This window comes from Myxococcus sp. AB056, assembly GCF_006547365.1.
GTDB classification, from domain to species: Bacteria; Myxococcota; Myxococcia; order Myxococcales; family Myxococcaceae; genus Myxococcus; species Myxococcus virescens.
Genome location: NZ_VHLB01000070.1, coordinates 24,441 through 45,546, shown reverse-complemented (window position 1 = coordinate 45,546; position 21,106 = coordinate 24,441). Strand labels below are relative to the sequence as shown.

Annotated in this window: 11 protein-coding genes; 4 read left to right on the top strand and 7 right to left on the bottom strand. The window is 69.6% G+C overall.

Annotation, left to right across the window (positions count from 1 at the left end):
• Window positions 1-515 (top strand): PaaI family thioesterase (locus FMP39_RS26345; protein WP_228558351.1); only part of this gene is annotated, 515 nt, incomplete at its 5' end.
• Here the strand turns inward: FMP39_RS26345 and coaBC are convergent.
• From coaBC to FMP39_RS26315, 6 genes are all read right to left on the bottom strand, one after another.
• Entirely contained in the window at window positions 512-1,732 is a 1,221-nt protein-coding gene (gene coaBC / locus FMP39_RS26340; protein WP_141592922.1) for a bifunctional phosphopantothenoylcysteine decarboxylase/phosphopantothenate--cysteine ligase CoaBC, read from the bottom strand. The genes FMP39_RS26345 and coaBC overlap by 4 nt on opposite strands.
• A gap of 51 nt (window positions 1,733-1,783) precedes the next feature.
• The gene (locus FMP39_RS26335) at window positions 1,784-4,753 is read right to left on the bottom strand and encodes a carboxypeptidase regulatory-like domain-containing protein (RefSeq protein WP_141592921.1); all 2,970 of its coding nucleotides are present in this window, start codon (window positions 4,751-4,753) and stop codon (window positions 1,784-1,786) included.
• A gap of 102 nt (window positions 4,754-4,855) precedes the next feature.
• The gene (locus FMP39_RS26330) at window positions 4,856-5,287 is read right to left on the bottom strand and encodes a hypothetical protein (protein WP_228558350.1); all 432 of its coding nucleotides are present in this window, start codon (window positions 5,285-5,287) and stop codon (window positions 4,856-4,858) included.
• 119 nt (window positions 5,288-5,406) lie between these two features.
• Complete coding sequence (locus tag FMP39_RS26325; RefSeq protein WP_090490810.1) at window positions 5,407-6,690, bottom strand: Stp1/IreP family PP2C-type Ser/Thr phosphatase; 1,284 nt, start codon at window positions 6,688-6,690, stop codon at window positions 5,407-5,409.
• 61 nt (window positions 6,691-6,751) lie between these two features.
• Window positions 6,752-7,264: an FHA domain-containing protein gene (locus FMP39_RS26320; protein WP_141592919.1), complete on the bottom strand. Its 513-nt coding sequence runs from the start codon at window positions 7,262-7,264 to the stop codon at window positions 6,752-6,754.
• Window positions 7,265-7,311: 47 nt separating this feature from the next.
• Window positions 7,312-7,917, bottom strand: a complete 606-nt coding sequence (locus FMP39_RS26315) for a hypothetical protein (RefSeq protein WP_141592918.1) — start codon at window positions 7,915-7,917, stop codon at window positions 7,312-7,314.
• Window positions 7,918-8,063: 146 nt separating this feature from the next.
• On the opposite strand from FMP39_RS26315, the gene FMP39_RS26310 reads away from it, so the two are divergent.
• The gene (locus FMP39_RS26310) at window positions 8,064-8,267 is read left to right on the top strand and encodes a hypothetical protein (RefSeq protein WP_141592917.1); all 204 of its coding nucleotides are present in this window, start codon (window positions 8,064-8,066) and stop codon (window positions 8,265-8,267) included.
• Between the two features lie 24 nt (window positions 8,268-8,291).
• On the opposite strand, the gene FMP39_RS26305 is transcribed toward FMP39_RS26310, so the two are convergent.
• A complete protein-coding gene (locus tag FMP39_RS26305) occupies window positions 8,292-9,236 on the bottom strand; it encodes an arginine deiminase family protein (RefSeq protein ID WP_141592916.1) in 945 nt (314 codons plus the stop codon).
• A gap of 250 nt (window positions 9,237-9,486) precedes the next feature.
• On the opposite strand from FMP39_RS26305, the gene FMP39_RS26300 reads away from it, so the two are divergent.
• The gene (locus FMP39_RS26300) at window positions 9,487-17,658 is read left to right on the top strand and encodes a non-ribosomal peptide synthetase/type I polyketide synthase (protein ID WP_228558349.1); all 8,172 of its coding nucleotides are present in this window, start codon (window positions 9,487-9,489) and stop codon (window positions 17,656-17,658) included.
• Complete coding sequence (locus FMP39_RS26295; RefSeq protein ID WP_141592914.1) at window positions 17,655-21,095, top strand: non-ribosomal peptide synthetase; 3,441 nt, start codon at window positions 17,655-17,657, stop codon at window positions 21,093-21,095. The genes FMP39_RS26300 and FMP39_RS26295 overlap by 4 nt, the downstream gene beginning before the upstream one ends.
• The last annotated feature ends 11 nt before the right edge of the window (window positions 21,096-21,106 follow it).

Below are 21,106 nucleotides of genomic sequence, written 5' to 3'. Positions count from 1 at the left end.
GCCCCCAGTCATCCGCCCTGGAGACGCCCCGGGCCCACGCTATCTTCCGCCCCCACCCCGGTGTCGCGCAGGGAGGAGCCGCCATGGAGCACCAGAACCCGGATTACCGCCAGGACACGGAGGACCTGTTCACATCGGCCGCCTTCGTCATGGACCTGGGCATCCAGCCCGTGGCCATCCGCCCCGGCGAGGTGGAGGCCCGGCTGGTGGTGCAGCCCCGACACCTGCAGCAGGACGGCGTCATCCACGCGGGTGTCCAGGCGACGCTGGCGGACCATACGGCGGGCGCGGCGGCCTTCTCCGTGGTCCGCAAGGGTCAGCGGGTGTTGTCCACCAGCTTCACCGTCCACCTGCTCCAGACGGCGTCCGGTGAAGAACTGCGGTGCAAGGCCCGGGTGCTGCGCGCCGGCCGCCGGCTCATCGTCACGGAGTCCGAGGTCCACGCCGTCTCCGGCGGAACGCCCCGGCTCGTGTCGAAGACCACCGTCACCCTCGCGGTGATGGAGCCCCGCTAGGACGGTGACACGAGCAGCAACTCGATGAGGGCCTGCGCCACCTCGCGCTTGCTGCCCTGGAATTCATGCTGCGCACCCGAACGCGTGAGCACTGTCACCCGGTTGGTGTCCGCACCAAAGCCCGCGCCGGGGGCCGTCACGTCGTTGGCGACAATCGCGTCCAGCCCCTTGCGCTCCAGTTTTTCGCGCGCGTGCGCCACCACGCGCTCCGTTTCCGCCGCGAAGCCCACCAGCACCGGCCGCTTTGGCTGTTCCGCCACCTTGCGGGAGGCCTCCGCGAGCACGTCCGGCGTGCGCACGAGCGTCAGCGCCTCGGGCGACGTCGAAGCGCCCTTCTTCACCTTCTGCGGCGCGCGCGTCTCCGGACGCCAGTCGCTGACCGCCGCCGTGGCGATGAACGCATCCACCGTGCCCACCCGTGAGAGCACCTCGCGCGCCATGTCATCCGCGCTCACCACGTCCACGACGTCCAAGCCGCCGCGCTCCACGGTGCCCACGGGACCGAGCACCACCGTCACCTCGGCGCCCAGGGTCCGGGCTGCGTGCGCGAGCGCCATGCCCATCTTCCCCGTGGAGGGATTGGAGATGAACCGCACCGGGTCCAGGAACTCGCGCGTGGGGCCCGCCGTCAGCAGCACCCGCTTCCCCGCCAGTGGGCCAGCGCCGAAACGCGCCGCGACCGCCTGGACGATGGCTGGAACGTCCGCCAGCCGCCCCTCCCCCACGTCACCACAGGCCAGCATCCCCGCACCTGGGCCCACGCGCGAGAAGCGCGGATAGGCCAGCAGGGCCGCCAGGTTCTCCTGCGTCAGGGGGTTGTCCCACATGGCCACGTTCATCGCCGGCGCCAGCACCACCGGCCCCCGGAAGGCGAGCAGCGACGTCGTCACGGCGTCGTTCCCCATACCCGCGCGGATGCGCGCCAGCAGGTCCGCGGTGGCCGGCGCCACGACGAACGCCTCGGCCCAACGCGCAAGGTCCAGGTGGCCGAAGTTCCCCTCCTGGGCAGGGTCGAAATAGTCCGTGAGCACAGGGTGCCCGCTGAGCGCCTGGAAGGTGAGCGGGGTGACGAACTGGCGCGCGGACTCCGTCATGGCCACCCGCACCTCAGCGCCGGCACGCGACAGCTCCCGCACCAGCTCGCAGGCCTTGTACGCCGCGATGCCGCCACCCACGCCAACGACCACCCGGCGGCCTTTCAGAGTCGTCACGTCCATGCGGCTTCCTAATGCGCGGGGAGGCGGGCTCGCAACCGTCCCGGCAGGGCCTCAGTGGGCCATCATCACGACGTCACTGCTCGAAGGCACATCCACGACGCGGACCTCCGGTCCGCCTGGGGTCTCCACGTGGAAGTTGCCCCACACCAGCGTGTAGCGCCCGGGCCGCAGGCCGCTCAGGCGGACCTGCTCCGACCGGGGCTGGTACACGAGCTGCGCCCAGCGCGAGCGCATCAACGCCACCGCCGGAGGATTGCCCACCGCCCCCAGCTCTCCCGCGACGACCCACAGCGCCCGGCCCCGCTCCGGCTTCACCTGAACGGCCAGCGACGCGGTGCCCGGCGCCGGGCCCAGGTCCAGCGACATATCCGAGCCGCCAACCTGCACCACCAGCGCCGGCTCGCCAGAGAACTCCCGGTTCGCGCCCAGCGCGAAGCGGTAGTTGCCCGGTGAGACTTCCACGCTGTAGCCCCCATCCGGCCCGGTGACGATGGTGAGCGGTTCGCTGCGGTCCGCGTTGACGGCCTCGACTTCGAAGCCCGCCGCGGGGCTCCCGTCCGGGCGGTACACTCGGCCGCTCAAACGCGTGGCTTGCCGCAACTTGAGTTCCACCGGGCCCCGCGAGCCCCGCTCCAACGACTGGGTGGCGCTCAGCCGCCCCTTGCGCGCCGTGAGCGAGTAACGCGTCACATAGGGTGGGCTGGCCACCGTGAAGGTGCCGTCCGGCCCGGAGAGCACGGAGTCGTCACAGACGTCGCACGACACCACGGCATCTGGCACCGGCCCGCCGCCCTCGTCGACCACGCGGCCCGAGACACCCGGCAGCTTCTCCAGCACCAGGTCTCCCAGATCAGGCGAGGCCGGGCGGTCCACCATCTGCGGCTCGTAGCCCGACGCATCCACCGACGCGATGACGCGGTCGCCCGCCGTGGGCAACGGCAGCTCGAAGCGGCCATCCGGTGCATTCACATCGTGCTCGTCCACGCGAAAGCGGCGCACCGGCTCACCGTCATCGCCTATGACGCGCCCGCGATAGACGTCGCGCTTCCTGAGCACCACTCGCACCGGAGGGCCACCCGCCTTGCCCTCGGCGCGCTCGACCTGGTCATAGCCCGGGTGCCTCACCTCCAAGCGGTAGCCCCGGTCCGGCCGCAGCGCGCGGAACTCGAAACGGCCGCTCGCGTCGGACTGCACGGGCTCCGCGCCACGGGGCACCACCACCAACGTGGCGCCCGCTACCGGAGCGTTCTGCCCGTCCACGACCTCGCCACTGAGCGGCGCTCCGGGCTTCAGCTCCGCCTCCAGCTTCAGCGTCTGCCCATCCGTCAGCGTCACCTCCCGGCGCTCCGACGGCTGATAGTCGGGATGGGACGCCATCATCGAATACGTGCCCGCGGGCATCCCGCGCATCGGGACCATGCCATCCGAGCCGGACGGCCGGTCACTCCGGAAGATGCCTTGCTGCTCAACCCACAGCACCACGTCCGCGCCTTCCACGCGGCGGCCCTCGGCGGAGACTGTCACTTCCAACGACGCGCGAGGCTCCAGCGCCAGTTGCACGTCGGTGGCCGGCGCAGTCACCTTCAACTGGCCACCGCCCCACTCCGAGTGATGCGCATGAAGCTCGTAGAGCCCCGGCGTGGGCACCTGCGCGATGAAGCGCCCTTCCGCGTCCGCCAGCGTCGACGCGCCCGTGGGCTGCACCAAGACGGACACGCCCGGCGCGGGCCGGCCATAGACATCCAGCACCTGCCCGCTGATGACGGTGGCGCGCTCCATCTCCAGTTCGAGCGCCGTCTCCCCTGAAGTCACCTTCGCGGGCAGCTGCGCATCACGGAAGCCCTCGGCCTGCCCGGTCAGCACGTAGTTACCCACGGCCAGGGGGCCCAGCGTCACCAACGCGCCGGTGCCACCGCGCTCCTGCCGGACAACCTCCCCCGTCGGCATGCGCAACAGCAGCTCCGGTTGCGGCACGGGCTGCCCATCTTCATCCACCACCGTGACGAGCAGGCTTCCCGCTTCCTCCAGCGCCAGCGTCACCTGGGTGACGCGCTCGTCCAACGTCAAGACGCGGGGCACGGACGCCAGGCCCTTGGCCTCCGCGGTCACCACCAATTGGTCCGGATACAAGCCGGTGAAGCGCACCGGAGTGCCGTCCGTGCGCAACTCCCGTGACAGGTGGTCCGCGCGCAGCCGCACGAGCGCGGCCGCGGGGGAACCATTTCGGGTGACGCGGACCTCCAGGGTGCGCGCGGGCGTCAGCTTCAGGCGCACGGGCTGTGGCCCCGCCTCCACTTGGGCCCCCACCGCGGGCAGGTACCCCTCCGCCGTGGCCAGCACATAGAAAGGCCCTTCGCCCAGGCCCGTCAGGGTGAAGCGGCCATCCGCTCCGCTCGTGGACTCGAAGGGCAGCGGCGCCCGCCGCGACATTCCGTGCACGTGAGCCCCGGCCAAGGGCCGGCCGGCTTCGTCCACCACCTGCCCCACCAGGGTGCGCAGCGGCGGCAGGTACAGCTCCACCGGGTCCCCAGGCGCGGCCCGCTCGCGGAGCGCGACGCCCAGCCCTGGCGCGCGGGCCCACACGGAGAAGGACACGCCAGCCAGGTGCTCGAAGCGGAAGCGCCCTTCCGCGTCCGTGATGACCGTGGCCCGCGGCGTCAGGAAGCCCTGCTGTTGCTCGAAGAACGCCAGCGTGTGCAGCGCCGTCTCACGCGCCGAGCAGGACAGGAGCGCTTGGCCACACGCATCACAATGAACGCCCAGGAGCGTCCGCTCCGCGCTGGCGGCCAGGAACACCTCCGCGCCCGCGACGGGACGACCCGAGGCGTCCAGCACACGTCCCGTGAGCGCCAGCCCCTCGCCCGCGGAGGCCACGTCCACGGCGGCGAACTCCGGCAGGGCCTTGCCAGTGGAGGCGTGCGTGTCGCGAGCGGCGGGCCCCGTCTCCGTGCCGGGCCACAGCCACACCACCCCTGCCGCGAGCAGGGTCGCCATCACGCCTATGACAATCCAGTTGCGCATGCGCAGACGGCGCGGACGTTAGCCCGGGGCCGGGCGCGGAACGGCCGATTCCCCCTGAAAATTCCGGACGCGTCCTTTCCCGAACGCATGGGCGAGCCGCGCCTACAGCTTGTCTTCGAGGTCATCCAGGCGCTTCTCGACCCGCTCGAAACGCTCCTGGGTCGAATCCGCCATGGAAGTCAGCAGCCGGGCCATGCGGCCCGCGTGGGCCTCCATCCGGCTCATGCGTCCCGACACGGAACGCAGCCCCACGATCATGGACTCGACGGTCGACATCATCGTCTCCATGTTGCCCATCATGGAGTCCATGTTCGACTGCATGGCCACCATGTTCGACTGCATGGCCGCCATGTTCGACTGCATGGTCGCCATGTTCGATTGCATGGTCGCCATGTTCGACCGCATGGTTGCCATACCGGCGCGCATGGACCCCATGCTCATCGCCATGCCTTCGACGTCCCCCTGCGTCGCCCTCAGCTCATGGCGCAGCTCAACCACCTCGCCCAGGAACTTCACCACCACGTCGCCGCCCACCGCCCTCGCCATGCGTCGCCCTCCGACAACGGAACGGCGCGAACGTACCTGGGACGTCTGACGTGCTTGGGACTCCGGACGGAGTTGCTTCGGTCGACGAGGGGCCATGACGCGTCCTCCTACTCCTCGGCGAACGGAGCAATCGCCTGGGCCACGGCCAGTTCCTGCCGTGCCTCGCTGAGCTCCGAGTTGGTGGCGCGAAGCCGGTCGCTGAGCACCTGGACGAAGCTCCAGAGCATCTTCACCGCGAGGATGGACTCGCGCTTCATCAGGCCCATCAGGTCCGGCCGCGAGATGACCATGGTGCGCGTGGGCTCCGTCGCCCGCACCGTCGCTGAACGCGGCGCGTTGTCGATGAGCCCCATCTCTCCGAAGTGGCCACCCGCGCGCAGCTCGGCGATCTCCACGCCGTTCTTCTCGATGGCCACCCGGCCCCGGATGACGACGAAGAGTTCCTCGCCCGGCTGCCCCTCCACCACGATTTCGCGCCCCGCGGGATACGTGCGCGTGGTCGCGATGGACAGCACCGCCGTCTGCTCCTTGTAGGTGAGGTGGCGGAAGAGCGGAATCTTGCGCAGCGCCTCCATGCGCGACTGCGCTTCGCTCGACTCCTCGCTGACGCTGGAGCCTTCGCCCGCGACCTTCACCACCACCGCGGTGATGTTGTCCTTGCCACCGCGCTCGTTGGCGACGTCGATGAAGCGCTTGGGCAGGTCCGCGGGCGCGATGCCGGCGATGAGCGGAAGGACCTCCTCGTCCTCGACATAGCCGTGCAGGCCGTCCGAGCAGAGGATGAACATGTCTCCAGGCACCAGGTCCACGATGAGCGTGTCGACCTGGACGGACTCCTGGATGCCCACCGCGCGCGTAATCACGTTGCGGTACTGCGAGTTGGCGGCCTGGTCCTTGGTAATCGTGCCGGCCTTGAGCTGCGCGGCGACCAGCGTGTGGTCCTCCGTCAGCCGGTGACACTGGCCATGCCGCACCAGGTAGACACGGCTGTCACCCACATGGCCGATGACGCCCTTGTTGCCGCCCACCGCGAGGCACACGAACGTCGTGCCCATGCCGCGCTTGGTCGCGTCCGACATCGCCGTCCGGTAGATGTCCGCGCACGCGCGCTGGACGGCCACCTCGACGAGCGCCGCCGCCGCGGAGCGACTGTCCGGCGTCGGGTTGATGCCCAGGTCCTTCAACAGATGGCGGTTGGCGGAGATGTGCTGCTTGACGACCTCCGTGGCCCGGTTGCTCGCAACCTCACCGGCCGCGTGACCGCCCATGCCGTCAGCCACCACGTAGAGACCGAGTGCCGCATCCACCAGCATCGCGTCTTCGTTGTGCTGCCGCTTGCGGCCGACGTCGGTCAGTCCAAAAGCTTCTGTGGTCAAGGCCACCGCGAACACTCCCGTGTGTGACAGAGGGCGACTCCGCACGTTACGCAGGCCCACGAAGACGTGGCAAGGCTCAGGGAGCCATCCTCACGGCCAGCATCCGCAGAAAGCCGCTGGTCGTGTAGAAGCCGACCTCCACCTGGCCGAAGCGCAACCGAGCTCCATCCGCCACCGGAACGGCCTTCCGGGGCACGAGGCGGACGCCCCCCGCCCAGGAGCCATTCTTGGACCCGGCATCCGTCAGCAGGAAGCCCGCATGGCCTTCCTCCCGGCTGAACCAGGCGTGGAACCGGGACACGCTCCCGTCGTCCAGGACCACGTCGTTGTTGCCCGTCCGCCCCACGGTGATGCCCCGCCCGAAGGCGTTCGTCCGCGATTTCACGACGGGAAACACCAATGGCCCGCTGGCCCCCAGCGTGGGGTTCCCCGCGTTCGTTACCGTCTTCAGACGGTACTCCTCCCCGTCCCCACCGCTGCCTTCCTCCGTCGCTGGAGTGAAGACGAGCAGCGCGGCTGGCAGGTTCCGCTCGAAGACTTCTCGGTTGCGGAGGTATCGCGACACATGGGCGCTGAGCGGCTCGGGCATACGCGGCGTGCGAACAGGGTGCTCGCAGGCCGCACTCTACGCAAAGCCTAGCGCCAATCCACGAACAACCCGACCATCGGGCCACCTACGAAGAAGCGGCCAAGGCTGCGGCGCTTGTAGCCAAATACCTCGGCATACCCCACAGCGAGCCCACCGGCGATGTCCCCGAACTGGTAGCCCAGGTGGACGCGGCCCTCGATGAGGCCCGCCACGCGCCGGTCCTTCTCCAACCCACCATCGAAGTTCGCGCCGTAGAAGACGGGACCGCCGGTGACCTGGAAGCCCCAGTGCACCTGGCCGGGCAGATGGTTCCGGTAGCCCACACCCACCTGCGGGCTGTGCTGGTAGAATGAGCGCACCGCGTTCTGCGGCTTGCCCTCCTCGGCATCGGGGAACGCGAGCCCCCACGACAGACTGCCCTCCAGCAGCAAGGCGAAGGCGTCCTTGCGGTCCTGGTAGAAGGTGAGCTGCCACTGCACCTTCGTCTGGGAAGCCACCAGGCCATCCTGGGCGCTGACACCCAGGAGCACGCCGCGAGGCGCCCAGGCGGGCGTCGGAGAGCGGTGCTCCGGAGGCCGCCGCGCCTCCTGCGCGCCCGCGGAAGAGGCCAGACCAAGAACACCAACCAGCAGAACGGGGAGCTTGCGGAGCATGGGAGCCTCTTCCCGCCATGGCGCGGCCCGCTTGTCAACGGACTGTTCGTTTGGTTATGACACGCCTTTGTTACCTTCGGATGGGCCCAGGCCGGGGATGTCCTCCCGGAACCGCTCGCCGCGGGGCACAAGGAGCTGAACCCCGCATGCCAGTCGTGACAGTCCGGGCCGGAAACAAACAGCGCCCGGGTAGGTTCGACGTACTCGTCCGCAAGACCACGGAGAAGGTCTCCGACCTGCTGGAGGAAAGTGACAGGGTGCTCGTGGTCTACGAGCAGGGCTGCGCGAGCCTCTACTACGAGCGCGAAGGCGACATGCCCCACCCGCCCGCGGTGAACCGCCCTTCCTGAACGCGAATCGCCGGCGGTCCTTCGCTACACCGCGCGCCGGCGCAGGGGCATCGTGAGGCACCGAACGCTGCCGTTGCCCCGCTCCAGCGCCTCGATGTCGACGCTCGCCACCTCGATGCCGGCCTCCTTCGCCAGAGGACGAAGGCCCACCGAGGCGCTCTCCGAGGCGAGAATCAGGTCGGGCCCCACGTAGATGAAGTTCGACATGAAGCCGCTCTCCCCTTTCGGCTCGAAGGGGATGACGCGGCGGCCCCGCTGGGCGAAGTAGCCGTCAAAGGGCTCCCAGTGCGGCGCCACGCCCTGTGTGAACACCTGGATGGGCGTGTGGCGCAGAAAGGCCCGCGCCACCACCGCCCGCGGCCCAAGCACGTTGAAGGCCAGATCCAGGTGGATGATACCCAGGCTCTCCGGGATGCGGACGACGGCGGCCTCGCGGAAGCCTGAACGCCACGCCAGCTCCAGGAAGGGTTGAAGCGCCCGCGCGTCGCTGCGCAGCCCCACGTTGACCAGCAGCCGCTCCGCGTCGAGCACGAAGACGTCCCCGAACTCGATGCGCGCGGACGTCGGGCCTTCGTCGCTCGACAGCTCCGGCTGGAGCTGCGACAGCGCGCGGTGCGCCACGTCGAACTCCGCCAGCCGCACGGGAAAGGCCGCCGTGCCCGTCACGAGCTGACGCCCGAGCACCGCCGCGGTATCGCGGACAAACACCCGGTTCACCGTGGTGTCGCTCACCGCGCGCTCGCGCTCCGGTAGCAACTCCCACAAGTCAATCGTCTGGCAACCGAGGCGCGTCAGCGAGTCCCGCAGCCGGCCAAAGGCGTCCTCCGCCTCACTGCGAGTGACAGGCCGCATGAAGCCGACCGCCGCCGCCTCCTCCGCGCTGGTGACGTCCAGCGCCGCGGGCCGGAACACCGCCACGCACTCCAACTGACCTGATTCGGACCAGCACTCGAACTCGCTGAACGCCATCTGCAAGCACCTGTCGTCACAGCAGTGAGTCCGCCCAGACTCCTGGCGCCGAGACCCCACCTGGAAAGCGCCAACCCTGCCGGAGCGCTGGCACCAGAAATTTACCTCGGAACTCCGTCAAGACTAGTCGGATTCAAAACGATTTCATAATAATCCAGATCTGCAGGATTACACTGTCGGTCCGTGATTTTCCATGAAGTCATCTTCCGGTGTCTCGCAGGCCCCTGTGGATTCCCCTCTGGTCTCCGGTGTGTCCGAAGACCGCACGCGCGATGAAATCGCGGCGTGGCTTCGGGCCTACGTCGCCGAGTCCGCCGAGCTCACGCCCGAAGAGGTCGATCTCCAGGAACCTTTCGTTCGCTACGGGCTGACGTCGAAGGACGCGGTGTTCCTGTCGGGTGAGTTGGCGGACTGGCTGGGCCGTGACGTGTCGCCCACCATCCTGTGGGAGCACCCCACCATCGACGCGCTCAGCCAGGCGCTCGGCCGTGGCACCGAGCCCGTGGCGCATGCGCCCGCAACGCCCGTCACCGAGGCCGCGCAGGACGACGCCATCGCGGTGGTGTCGCTGGGGTGCCGCTTCCCGGGAGCCCCGACGCCAGAGGCATTCTGGGCGCTGCTCCAGCGCGGCGGGGATGCCATCACCGAAGTCCCCGCGGACCGTTGGGACGCGGCGAGCCTCTACGCGTCGGACGCGTCCACGCCCGCGACGATGAACACGCGATGGGGCGGCTTCCTCGAAGACGTCGGCGCGTTCGACCCGCTCTTCTTCGGCATCTCGCCTCGCGAAGCCGTGCGGATGGATCCGCAGCAGCGCCTGCTCCTGGAAGTCGCGTGGGAGGCGCTGGAGCGCGCGGGACAGGCACCGCAGGGACTCCAGGGCAGTCGCACCGGCGTCTTCGTCGGCATCAGCACCAGCGACTACGCGCAGCGACAGTTCGGCGACCGCTCCTTGTTGGATGCATACGCGGGCACGGGCAACGCACACAGCATCGCGGCCAACCGGCTGTCGTACGTGTTGGGCTTGCGCGGTCCGAGCATGGCCGTGGACACCGCGTGCTCATCGTCGCTCGTCGCGGTGCACCTGGCCTGTCAGAGCCTCCGTGGCCGAGAGTGCGACCTGGCGATGGCGGGCGGCGTCAACCTCATCCTGTCGCCCGAGCTCACCATCGCCTTCTCTCAGGCGGGGATGATGGCGGCGGATGGACGCTGCAAGACGTTCGACGCGTCGGCCGATGGTTACGTGCGCTCGGAGGGCTGCGGCATCGTCGTCCTTCAGCGCCTGTCTGATGCGCTGGCCTCGGGCGCGCCCATCCTGGCCGTCATCCGCGGCTCGGCCGTGAATCATAACGGGCTCAGCAACGGGCTCACCGCGCCCAGCGGCACCGCGCAGCAGGACGTCATCCAGCAAGCCCTGCGTCAGGCCCGCCTGTCGCCAGAACGGATTGGCTACATCGAAGCCCACGGCACGGGGACGCCGCTGGGCGACCCGATTGAACTGGCGGCACTGAGCGCCGTGCTGTCTCCGGGGAGGACGGCGGAGCAGCGCTGCTTCATCGGCTCGGCGAAGAGCAACATCGGCCACCTGGAAGCGGCGGCAGGCATCGCGGGGCTGATGAAGACGGTGCTGGCCCTGGGCCACGGCGAGATTCCGCCGCAGGTCCACCTGCGCGCACTCAACCCGCACATCGCCTTGGATGCGTCCCGATTCCCGATTCCAACCCGCCGGGAGCCTTGGCCCCAAGCGCCCGGCGCACGTGTCGCGGGAGTCAGCGCGTTCGGCTTCGGTGGAACCAACGCCCACGTCATCCTGAGCGAGCCTCCGCCGCGCCCCGCGGATACACCTCGCGTCCGCGAGCGTGACAGCCACGTCCTGACGCTGTCGGCCCGGAGCGATGCGGCCCTGCGGAACATGGCCCGGCAGTACCAGGAGCACCTGCTACGGCCGGACGCCCCCGCGCTGGCGGATGTCTGCTTCACCGCGAACACCGGCCGCAATGCGTGGCCACATCGGCTCGCGCTCACCGCGAACTCCCATGCGGAGATGGCGTCGCGGCTCGAGTCCTTCGCCCAAGGGCACGCCGTTCCCAGGCTGCATCAGGGCGAGGTGCAGCGTGGCGCCGCGCCGCGAATCGTCTTCCTGTATCCCGGCCAGGGCACCCAGTACCCCGGCATGGGCCGACAACTGTTCGACAGCGCGCCCGTCTTCCGTGAAGCCCTGGAGCGCTGCGACGCGATTCTCCGTCCACACCTGGATGTCCCGCTGTTGTCGGTGCTGTTTCCGGCGACGGACGCCACCGCGCAGCTCATCCACCAGACGCGCTACACCCAGCCGGCGTTGTTCGCGCTGGGCCATGCCCTGACGGAGCTGTGGCGTTCGTGGGGCGTGGTGCCCGACGCCGTGATGGGCCACAGCGTGGGCGAATTCACGGCCGCGCACACGGCGGGCGCGCTCGGGCTGGAGGAGGCGCTGGCCCTGCTGGCCACGCGCAGCCGTCTCATCCAGGCACTGCCCCAGAACGGCGCCATGGCGGCGGTCCTGACGGATGAAGCCACGGTGCGCACGGCGCTGGAGGGCGAGCCCCTGGTGGACGTCGCCGCCATCAACGGGCCCAGGCACGTCGTCATCTCCGGTGAGCGTGAAGCGGTCCAGCGCATCACCGCGGCGCTACAGGCGCAAGGTGCCGAGTCGCGACCACTCACCGTCTCCCACGCGTTCCACTCGCCGCTGCTGGAGCCGATGCTCGATGGCTTCGAGCAGGTAGCCCGCGTCCTGCCCGCCCACGCGCCGCGACTCCCGCTCATCTCGAATGTCACGGGCGAGCGCATGTCCCAGGCTCCCGACGCCGCCTACTGGCGACGGCACGCGCGCGCGCCTGTCCAGTTCTTCAAGAGCCTCCAGACGCTGACGCAGGCGGGCCCCGCGCTGTTCATCGAGCTGGGCCCGCACGACACGCTGCTCGGCATGGCGAAGCGCTGCGTTCCCGAGAGCGCGAGCCTGTGGCTCCCCAGCCTGCGGCGTCAGCAGGATGCCTGGGAGACGCTGCTCGACAGCCTCGGTGCGCTGCACACGCGCGGCGTCGCCGTCCCATGGAGCGCAGTGGACGCGGACCGTCCGCGACGGCGTGTCCCGCTGCCCACCTATCCCTTCGAGCGCCAGACGTACTTGCTGGACTCCGCGCTCCCCTCCCCTGCCCACAGGCCGACGATGATGACCCAGACCTCTGCCGCAGCGCCCGTCGTGTCACGCAAGGAGCGCATCCTCACGGAGCTCCGCGCGGTCGTCGCCGTGCTGCTCCAGGCCCCTCCCGAGAAGCTCGACCCGCGCATGTCCTTCCTGGAGATGGGCGCCGACTCCCTCGTGTTGCTGGACGCCATCCGCAACGTGGAGAAGCGCTTCGGCGTGAAGCTGGCCATCCGTCAGCTCTTCGAGGAACTGACGACGCTGGACGCCCTGGCGAGCCACCTCGACCAGACGCTGCCCGCGAGCTTCGCGCTGAGCTCCGCGCCAGCCGCGATGAGCGTTCCCGCGCCGCTCCCCATGAGCGCGCCTCCCGCCGCCGTGAACACGCTCTCCGCACCTCCGGGAAGCGCAGTCGAGCAGCTCATCCAGCAGCAGTTGCAGCTCATGGCGCAGCAACTCGCGCTCCTGGGCGGACGTCCCGCAACGCCGATGCAGCTTCCCGTCGCGGCGCAGGAAGCCCCCGCCCCCAAGGCCGTGCCCGCGAACACCGCGAAGGCTGGAGGCGCGTCACCCTTTGGCGCGGGGCCCAGGTCCGGCACGCCCGAGCGCGAGCTCCCCGCGGTACAGCAGCGTCACCTGGACGCGCTCATCGCGAAGTACACCGCGCGCACGAAGCGCTCGAAGGAAGCAGCCGTCCGCTACCGCTCGAAGTGGAGCGACGTGCGGTGGCTGATGAACTTCCGCGCCGAGCTGAAGGAGGTCTGCTACCCCATCGTCAGCGTGCGTTCGAAGGGCTCGCGGGTCTGGGACGCGGACGGCAACGAGTACATCGACTTCTCCATGGGCTTCGGGGTGCACCTGTTCGGTCACAACCCGTCCTTCATCATGGAGGCGCTGCAAAAACGTCTGGCGGAGGGCATGGAGTTGGGCCCCCAGTCGGACCTGGGCGGGCAAGCCGCGGAGCTGCTCTGCGAGCTGACCGGCATGAAGCGCGTCACCTTCTGCAACTCCGGCACGGAGGCGGTGATGACGGCGCTCCGGCTGGCGCGCGCCGCGACGGGCCGCACGAAAATCGCGATGTTCACCGGCTCCTACCACGGCCACTCCGACGGCACGCTGGTGGTGGGCCGCATGGTCAACGGCGAGCCCCAGTCGCTGCCCATGGCTGCGGGCGTGTCTCCCAAGGTCGTCGAGGACGTCCTCGTGCTGCCCTACGGCGAGGACCGCACACTGGAGCTCATCCGCGAGCACCTTCACGACCTGGCGGGCGTCCTCGTCGAACCCGTGCAGAGCCGCCGTCCCAATCTCCAGCCACGGGCCTTCCTCCAGGCGTTGCGGACGATGACGCGTGAAGCAGGCGTGCCCCTCATCTTCGACGAGGTCATCACCGGCTTCCGGCTCCATCCGGGTGGCGCTCAGGCGTGGTACGGCATCGAGGCGGACCTGGTCACCTACGGCAAGGTGCTCGGTGGCGGCATGGCCATTGGCGCCGTCGCGGACCGCGGCGGATTCGTGGACCGCATCGACGGAGGCGACTGGAACTACGGCGACGCGTCCTACCCCGCTGTCGAGACGACCTTCTCCGCAGGCACGTTCTGCAAGCACCCGCTGACCATGGCGACCACGGTGGCCACGCTGAGCCACCTCAAGGTCCAGGGGCCCGCGCTCCAGGAGAATCTGAGCCGCCGCGCCGCGGGGCTGGTCGCTCGTCTCAACGACATCTTCCAGCGCGAGCAGGCGCCCATCGAGGCGGTCCACGGCGGCTCGGTGCTGCGCTTCTCCGCCGCTGGCAACACCAGCTACCTGTACCAGTCGCTGGAGATGGACCTGTTCTTCTGCCACCTCATCCAGCGCGGCATCTACATCTGGGAGGGGCGCACATGCATGCTCTCCACCGCGCACTCGGACGAGGACCTCGACACCATCGTCCGCGCCGTCACCGAGACGGTGGCGGACATGCGCGCGGGCGGATTCTGGCCACGCACCACAGCGCCCGAGCCCACTCGCGTGGAAGCGCGCACGCTGCCGATGACGGAGGCGCAAAGGCAACTATGGGTGCTCGCCCAGATGAACCCCGGCGGCTCCATCTCCTACAACCTGTCGATGAGCCTGCGGCTCGAAGGCGTGCTCCAGCCCGAGGTGCTCCAACGCGCCATCCAGCACGTCGTCGACCGGCATGAAGCCCTGCGCATCCACGTCCACGCGTCCGGTGAGCAGCAAACCGCGGCCGCTTCGCTGTCGCTTTCTCTGGCATTGCACGACCTCTCCCCCCTGCCCGCGCTGGAGCAGGCCGAGCGCCTCTCCGCCTGGTACGAGCAGGAGAGCAACACGCCGTTCGACCTGCACCGCGGTGCGCCCTTCCGCGTCAACCTGCTGAAGCTGGGTGCCCAGGAGCACATCCTCGTCCTCACCGCGCACCACGTCGCGGTGGACGGCTGGTCGCTGGGTGTCATCGTCCGCGAGATTGCCGCGCGCTACACCGAGCTCCGGGGAGGCAAGAGCACCCCGCCTCCACCCGCGATGCAATGGGGCGAGTATGTGCAGTGGCTCCAGCAGCAGGCCGGAACCAAGGAGCAGACGGCCCACGAGCGCTTCTGGCTGAGCCGGCGCGTGGAGACGCTGCCCGCGCTGGAGCTGCCCATCGACAATGGCCGCCCCGCACACCGCAGCTATCGGGGTGCCCGGCAGACGCTGCGACTGGACCGCGCCACCACCCAGTCCCTGCGGGAGGCGGCGGCGCAACAGCAGTCCACGCTCTTCATGCTGCTGCTCTCCGTCTACACCACGTTCCTCCACCGCATGACGGGCCAGGATGACGTCCTGGTGGGCATCCCCACCGCGGGCCGGGGAATGGAGGGCAGCGAGGGGCTGGTGGGCTACTGCTCGCACCTGCTGCCCATCGCCAGCCACGTTCAGGGTGAGCAGACGTTCTCCGAATACGTCCAGGGCCTCAAGCAAGTGCTCTGGGAGGCGTATGAGCACCAGGACTATCCCTTCGCCCTGCTCATCAAGCGCCTGGGACTGCCGCGCAGCACGAGCCACACCCCGCTCGTCAGCGTCACGTTCAACCTGGAGCGCCCCCTGGGCAACCTCCAGATGGACGGCCTTCGGACACACTTCGTCCCGCAGCCCGTGCGCTACGCCGCCTTCGACCTGAGCCTGAACGTCATCGACGCCGAGGACGGACTCGTCCTCGACTTCGACTACAACACCGACTTGTTCGAAGCGGCGACGCTGGCCCGCTGGGCGAAGGGCTTCCGCACGCTGCTGTCAGGAACGCTCGAGCAGCCGGAAGCACGCGTCGCCGACCTGCCGATGCTCACCCCGACCGAGCGCCGCAAGGTCCTGGTGGCGTGGAACCAGAACCAGGTAGGCTACCGGGAGGACCTCCTCACGCACCAGTTCATCGAACAGCAGGCCGCCGCCAGGCCCGCCGTGCACGCGGTGGAGCTGGACGGCCAGTGCATCACCTACGCCGACTTCAACCGGCGCGCGAACCAGCTCGCGCACCACCTGCGCGGCCTGGGTGTCGGACCGGGCGTGCTGGTGGGCGCCTTCATCGACCGCTCGCCGGAGATGCTGGTGACGCTGCTGGCCATCCTCAAGGCCGGTGGCGCCTACGTGCCGCTGGACCCCGCGCACCCGGTGGAGCGGCTGCGCTTCCTGCTGGACGACGCACGCGCGGCCGTGCTGGTGACGAAGCAGTCCCTCGCGGAGCGTCTGCCCGCACACACCGCCAAGGTCGTCCACCTGGATACGGACGCCGTCACGCTGGCGTCTCGCCCCACGGAGAACCCGCCCAACTCCGCGACGGCCACGTCCCCCGCCTACGTCATCTACACCTCCGGCTCCACGGGTGAGCCCAAGGGCGTCGTCATCAGCCACGGCCAGATGGCGGTGCACTTCCAGGACATGCAGCTCCACTTCGAGCTGACCGAGCGCGACCGCGTTTTGCAGTTCGCCTCGTTCAACTTCGACGCGTCCCTGGAGCAGATTCTCCCGACGTTCATGACAGGCGCCACGGTGGTCCTGCGCGGCAACCAGGTCTGGACGCCCGAGGAGCTGGCCCGCCGCGTCGTCGAACAGCGGCTGTCAGTGATGAACTTCCCCACGGCGTACTGGCAACAGCTCACGCAGAGCTGGGCCGAATCGCCGCCAACCATCGGTGACCATGACTTGCGGCTGGTCATCATCGGCGGCGACACCGTGCTGCCCAAGGTGCTGGAGCTGTGGCAGCACGGCCCGCTGGGCAACGTGCGCACGCTCAATGCCTACGGCCCCACTGAGACGCTCATCACCGCGACCACCTTTGACATCCCCAAGGGCTGGAGCGCCACGCGCGTCCCCATCGGCCGGCCGCTGTCGAACCGCCCCTGCTACGTGCTGGACCGGCATGGCGCGCCCGTGCCCATCGGTGTGGCGGGCGAGCTGCACATCGGCGGGCCGCTGGTCGCGGCGGGTTACCTCAACCGCCCGGAGCTCACCGCGCAGCGCTTCGTCCCGGATCCGTTCAGCGACAACCCGGCGGCGCGCCTCTACCGAACCGGAGACCTGGTCCGCTACCGGCCTGACGCCACGCTCGAGTTCCTGGGACGCAGCGACCACCAGGTGAAGGTGCGCGGCTTCCGAATCGAGCTGGGAGAAATCGAGTCCGCGCTGAGCGCGCACGAGCACGTCCAGGAAGTGGTCGTCACGGTCCGCGAGGAGCCGGGCGCGCTGGCCGGACATGACAAGCGGCTGGTGGCCTACGTGGTGCCCTCCGCGCAGGGCAGCGTGACACCCGCCGCGCTCCGCCAGTTCCTGCTGGAGAAGCTGCCGGACTACATGGTCCCCGCCTTCTTCGTCCTCATGGAGGCCATGCCTCTGACGGCCAGCGGGAAGCTGGACCGCAAGGCGCTGCCCGCGCCCGACCCGGAAGCCAGCGCGCCCACGCGGCCCTTCGTCGCACCGCGCACACCCACCGAGCAGACGCTGGCGGAGGTGTGGATGAAGGCCCTGCGCCTGCCTCGCGTGGGCATCCACGACGACTTCTTCGAACTGGGCGGTGACTCGCTGCTGGCCACGCAGGTGGCCTCGCGACTGCGGGACGCGCTCAAGGTGGAGCTGCCGCTGGAGCGGCTCTTCAAGCAGACGACCATCGCCGGGCTCGCGGAGCACGTGGACACCATCCTGTGGGCGTCACGTACAGCCGACGACACCAGCGTCAGCGGCGCGAGCCGTGAAGAGGGGGAGCTGTGAACACGATCGACGGACTGTTGACCCGGCTGCGCCAGCACGACGTACGGCTGTGGATGGAAGGCGAGCGCCTGCGCTTCAACGCCCCGCCGGGTGTGATGACACCCGACCTGCTCGGAGAGATGAAGTCCCGCAAGGAGGAGCTGGTCTCCTTCCTCCAGCAGGTGGGCCAGTCACTCCAGAACGCCGCGGAACTCATCCCCGCCGGCCCTCGCGATGGAGCGCTGCCGCTGTCATCCGGCCAGCAGCGCATGTGGTTCCTGGAGCAGTTCCAAGGGCCCAGCGGCGCGTACAACATGCCCGCGGCGCTGCGGCTCGAAGGCGCCCTGGACATCGCCGCGCTTCAGCGAAGCCTGGACGAAATCGTCCGCCGTCACGAAGTGCTTCGCACGAGCTATGGGCAGCATCAGGGCAAGCCCTTCCAGCGCGTCTTGCCGCCCGCCTCCGTGACGATGCCCGAGGTGGACCTCCAGCACCTCCCCGCCGACGCGCGTCAGGCCGAGGTCCGGCGGTGGGCGACGGAGGAGGCCAGCCGGCCCTTCGACCTGTCACGAGACCTGCCCCTGCGGTTGTCGCTGCTGCGGTTGGACCCACGCGAACACGTGCTGCTGCTCACGCTCCACCACGTCGCCTGCGACGGCTGGTCCCTGGGCGTCCTCATCCGCGAACTGGCGGCGCTCTACCGCGCGTTCAGCACGGGCGAGCCCTCTCCGCTTCCCGAACCCACCCTTCAGTACGGTGACTTCGCGCGCTGGCAGCAGGAGCGCGCCACCCGTGGCGACCTCCAGCCGCACCTCTCCTGGTGGCGCGACCACCTGGCCGGCGCCCCTGCGCTGCTGGAGCTGCCCACCGACCGGCCGCGCCCCGCGAACCAGCGCTTCCACGGTGCGACCCATCGCTTCACCGTGCCGGCGGAGCTGACCGCCCGGCTCAAGCAGCGGAGCCGCGAGGCAGAGGCCACGCTGTTCATGACGCTGCTGTCCGCGTTCGGCGTGCTCCTGTCCCGCGGCAGCCGGCAGGAGGACCTCGTCATCGGCACGCCCATCGCCAACCGGGTGCCCCAGACGGAGCCCCTCATCGGCCTCTTCGTCAACTCACTGCCGCTGCGGCTCCAGGTGGACGGCGCGCGTCCGTTCTCCGAGCTGCTGGCCCGCGTGCGTCAGGACACGCTGAGCGCCTACGCGCATCAGACGCTGCCCTTCGAGCAGTTGGTCGAAGCACTCCAGCCCGCGCGTGACCCGAGCTACTCCCCGCTGTTCCAGGTGCTGTTCACGCTCCAGAACACGCCGTCCGAAGTCCTCTCGCTGTCCGGCCTCACGCTGGAGCAGTTGGAGTTCGACAGCGGCACCACACAGTTCGACCTCTCCCTGTCGATGGCGGAGACGGCGCAGGGGCTGGTCAGCGAGCTGAACTACAACACCGACCTGTTCGATTCGGCCACCGTCGAGCGGATGTCCGGCCACCTCCTCACGCTGCTCGCGGCCATCGCGGAGAACCCCACCCGGTCCGTGAGGGACCTGCCCCTGCTGACCGGGCCCGAGCGCCTGCGACTGCTGCGGGAGTGGAACGACACCGCGCTCGACCTTCCCCTGCCCGGCAGCCTCCACGGCCTCTTCGAACGGCAGGCCGCGCGCCGTCCGGACTCCACCGCCGTGCGCTTCGAGGCGCATGCCCTGACCTACCGGGAGCTGGATGAACAGGCAAACCGGCTGGCGAACCACCTGCGCCAGCTCGGCGTGGAGCCGGGGCACCGCGTGGGCATCTTCCTGGAGCGCTCGGTGGAGCTGCTCGTGGGTTTGCTCGGCATCCTGAAGGCGGGCGCGGCGTATGTGCCGCTGGACCCGCTTTATCCGCCGGACCGGCTGGCGCACATCCTGGATGACAGCGGCGTCTCACTGCTATTGACGGAGCCGGAGCTGGCCGCACAGGTCCCTGCCTATCGCGGCAAGCGCATGGTGCTGGCCGAGGCCTCCGGCGCCCCCACGACGCCGCCCCAGGTGACGCTCGCGGGCACGAACCTGGCCTACGTGCTCTACACGTCCGGCTCCACGGGTCGCCCGAAGGGCGTAGCCGTACCGCACGCCGCGGTCGTCAACTTCATGGCGTCCATGCAGCGGGCGCCTGGGATGACCGACCAGGACACGCTGTTCGCCGTGACGACGGTGGCCTTCGACATCTCCGTGCTGGAGCTGTTCCTGCCCCTGAGCGTGGGTGGAAACGTCGTCATCGCCAGTAGCGAGACGGCCGTGGATGGCACCCGGCTGATGCGGGCGCTGGTGGAGAGTGGCGCCACGGTGATGCAGGCAACGCCTTCCACGTGGCGGATGTTGCTGACGCTGGGGTGGAAAGGCAGCCCCACGCTGAAGCTCCTCTGCGGCGGAGAGGCGATTCCCTCCGAACTCGTCGAGCCGCTGTGCTCGCGCGGCGCATCCCTGTGGAACATGTACGGCCCCACGGAGACGACCATCTGGTCCACCACCACGCGCCTGGAGCCGGGACGCCGCATCACGGTGGGCCGTCCCATTGGCAACACGCAGGTGTACGTGCTGGACGCGTCCATGCAGCCGGTGCCCCTGGGCGTGACGGGCGCGCTGTACATCGGCGGGCACGGCGTGGCGCAGGGCTACCTCCACCGTCCGGACCTGACGGCGGAGCGCTTCGTTCCGGACCCCTTCGGACAGGTACCGGGCGGGCGGCTCTACGCCACGGGGGACCTGGTGCGCGCGCTGCCAGACGGCACGCTGGAGTACCTGGGCCGCGGCGATGGACAGGTGAAGCTGCGCGGCTATCGCATCGAGCTGGGAGAGATTGAAGCCCGGCTGGCGCAGGTGCCTGGCGTCCTGGAAGCCGCGGTGAAGCTGTGGGACGTGGCGGGCCACGCGGAGCTGGTCGCCTACGTGCGCCCTGGCACCGAGCCCGCCCCCGAGGCGCTGACGATCCGCCAGCACCTGGCCTCTCACCTCCCGGCGTACATGCTGCCGAGTCACTTCGTGACGCTGGAGTCCTTCCCCCGGACGGCCAACGGCAAGCTGGACCGCAAGTCGCTCCCCGCGCCGTCGGCGAACCAGCGCGCCTCGGCGGCCTACGAGGCGCCGCGCACGCCCACGGAAGTCCAGCTCGCGGCCATCTGGCGCGACGTCCTCGCGGTGGAGCAGATCGGCGCGCGAGACAACTTCTTCGACCTGGGAGGCCAGTCGATGAAGGCCGTCCAGGTGGTGGCTCGCATCCAGGAGTCCTGCAAGGTGGACGTGCCACTCCGCGTCCTCTTCGAGCACCCCACGCTCGACGCCTTGGCGAAGCACCTGGAGACACTCCAGCAGCCCGGTGCGCCCGCCGCGCCTCCGCCGCTGGTGGCCCGGCCCCGGCAGGCCCGCCGCGTCCAGGCCGCGACGCGCGCCGAGCTGAACCTCCCTGACTCGCCTTCTTCGAAGAAGGAGTAGCGCCCCGGGTC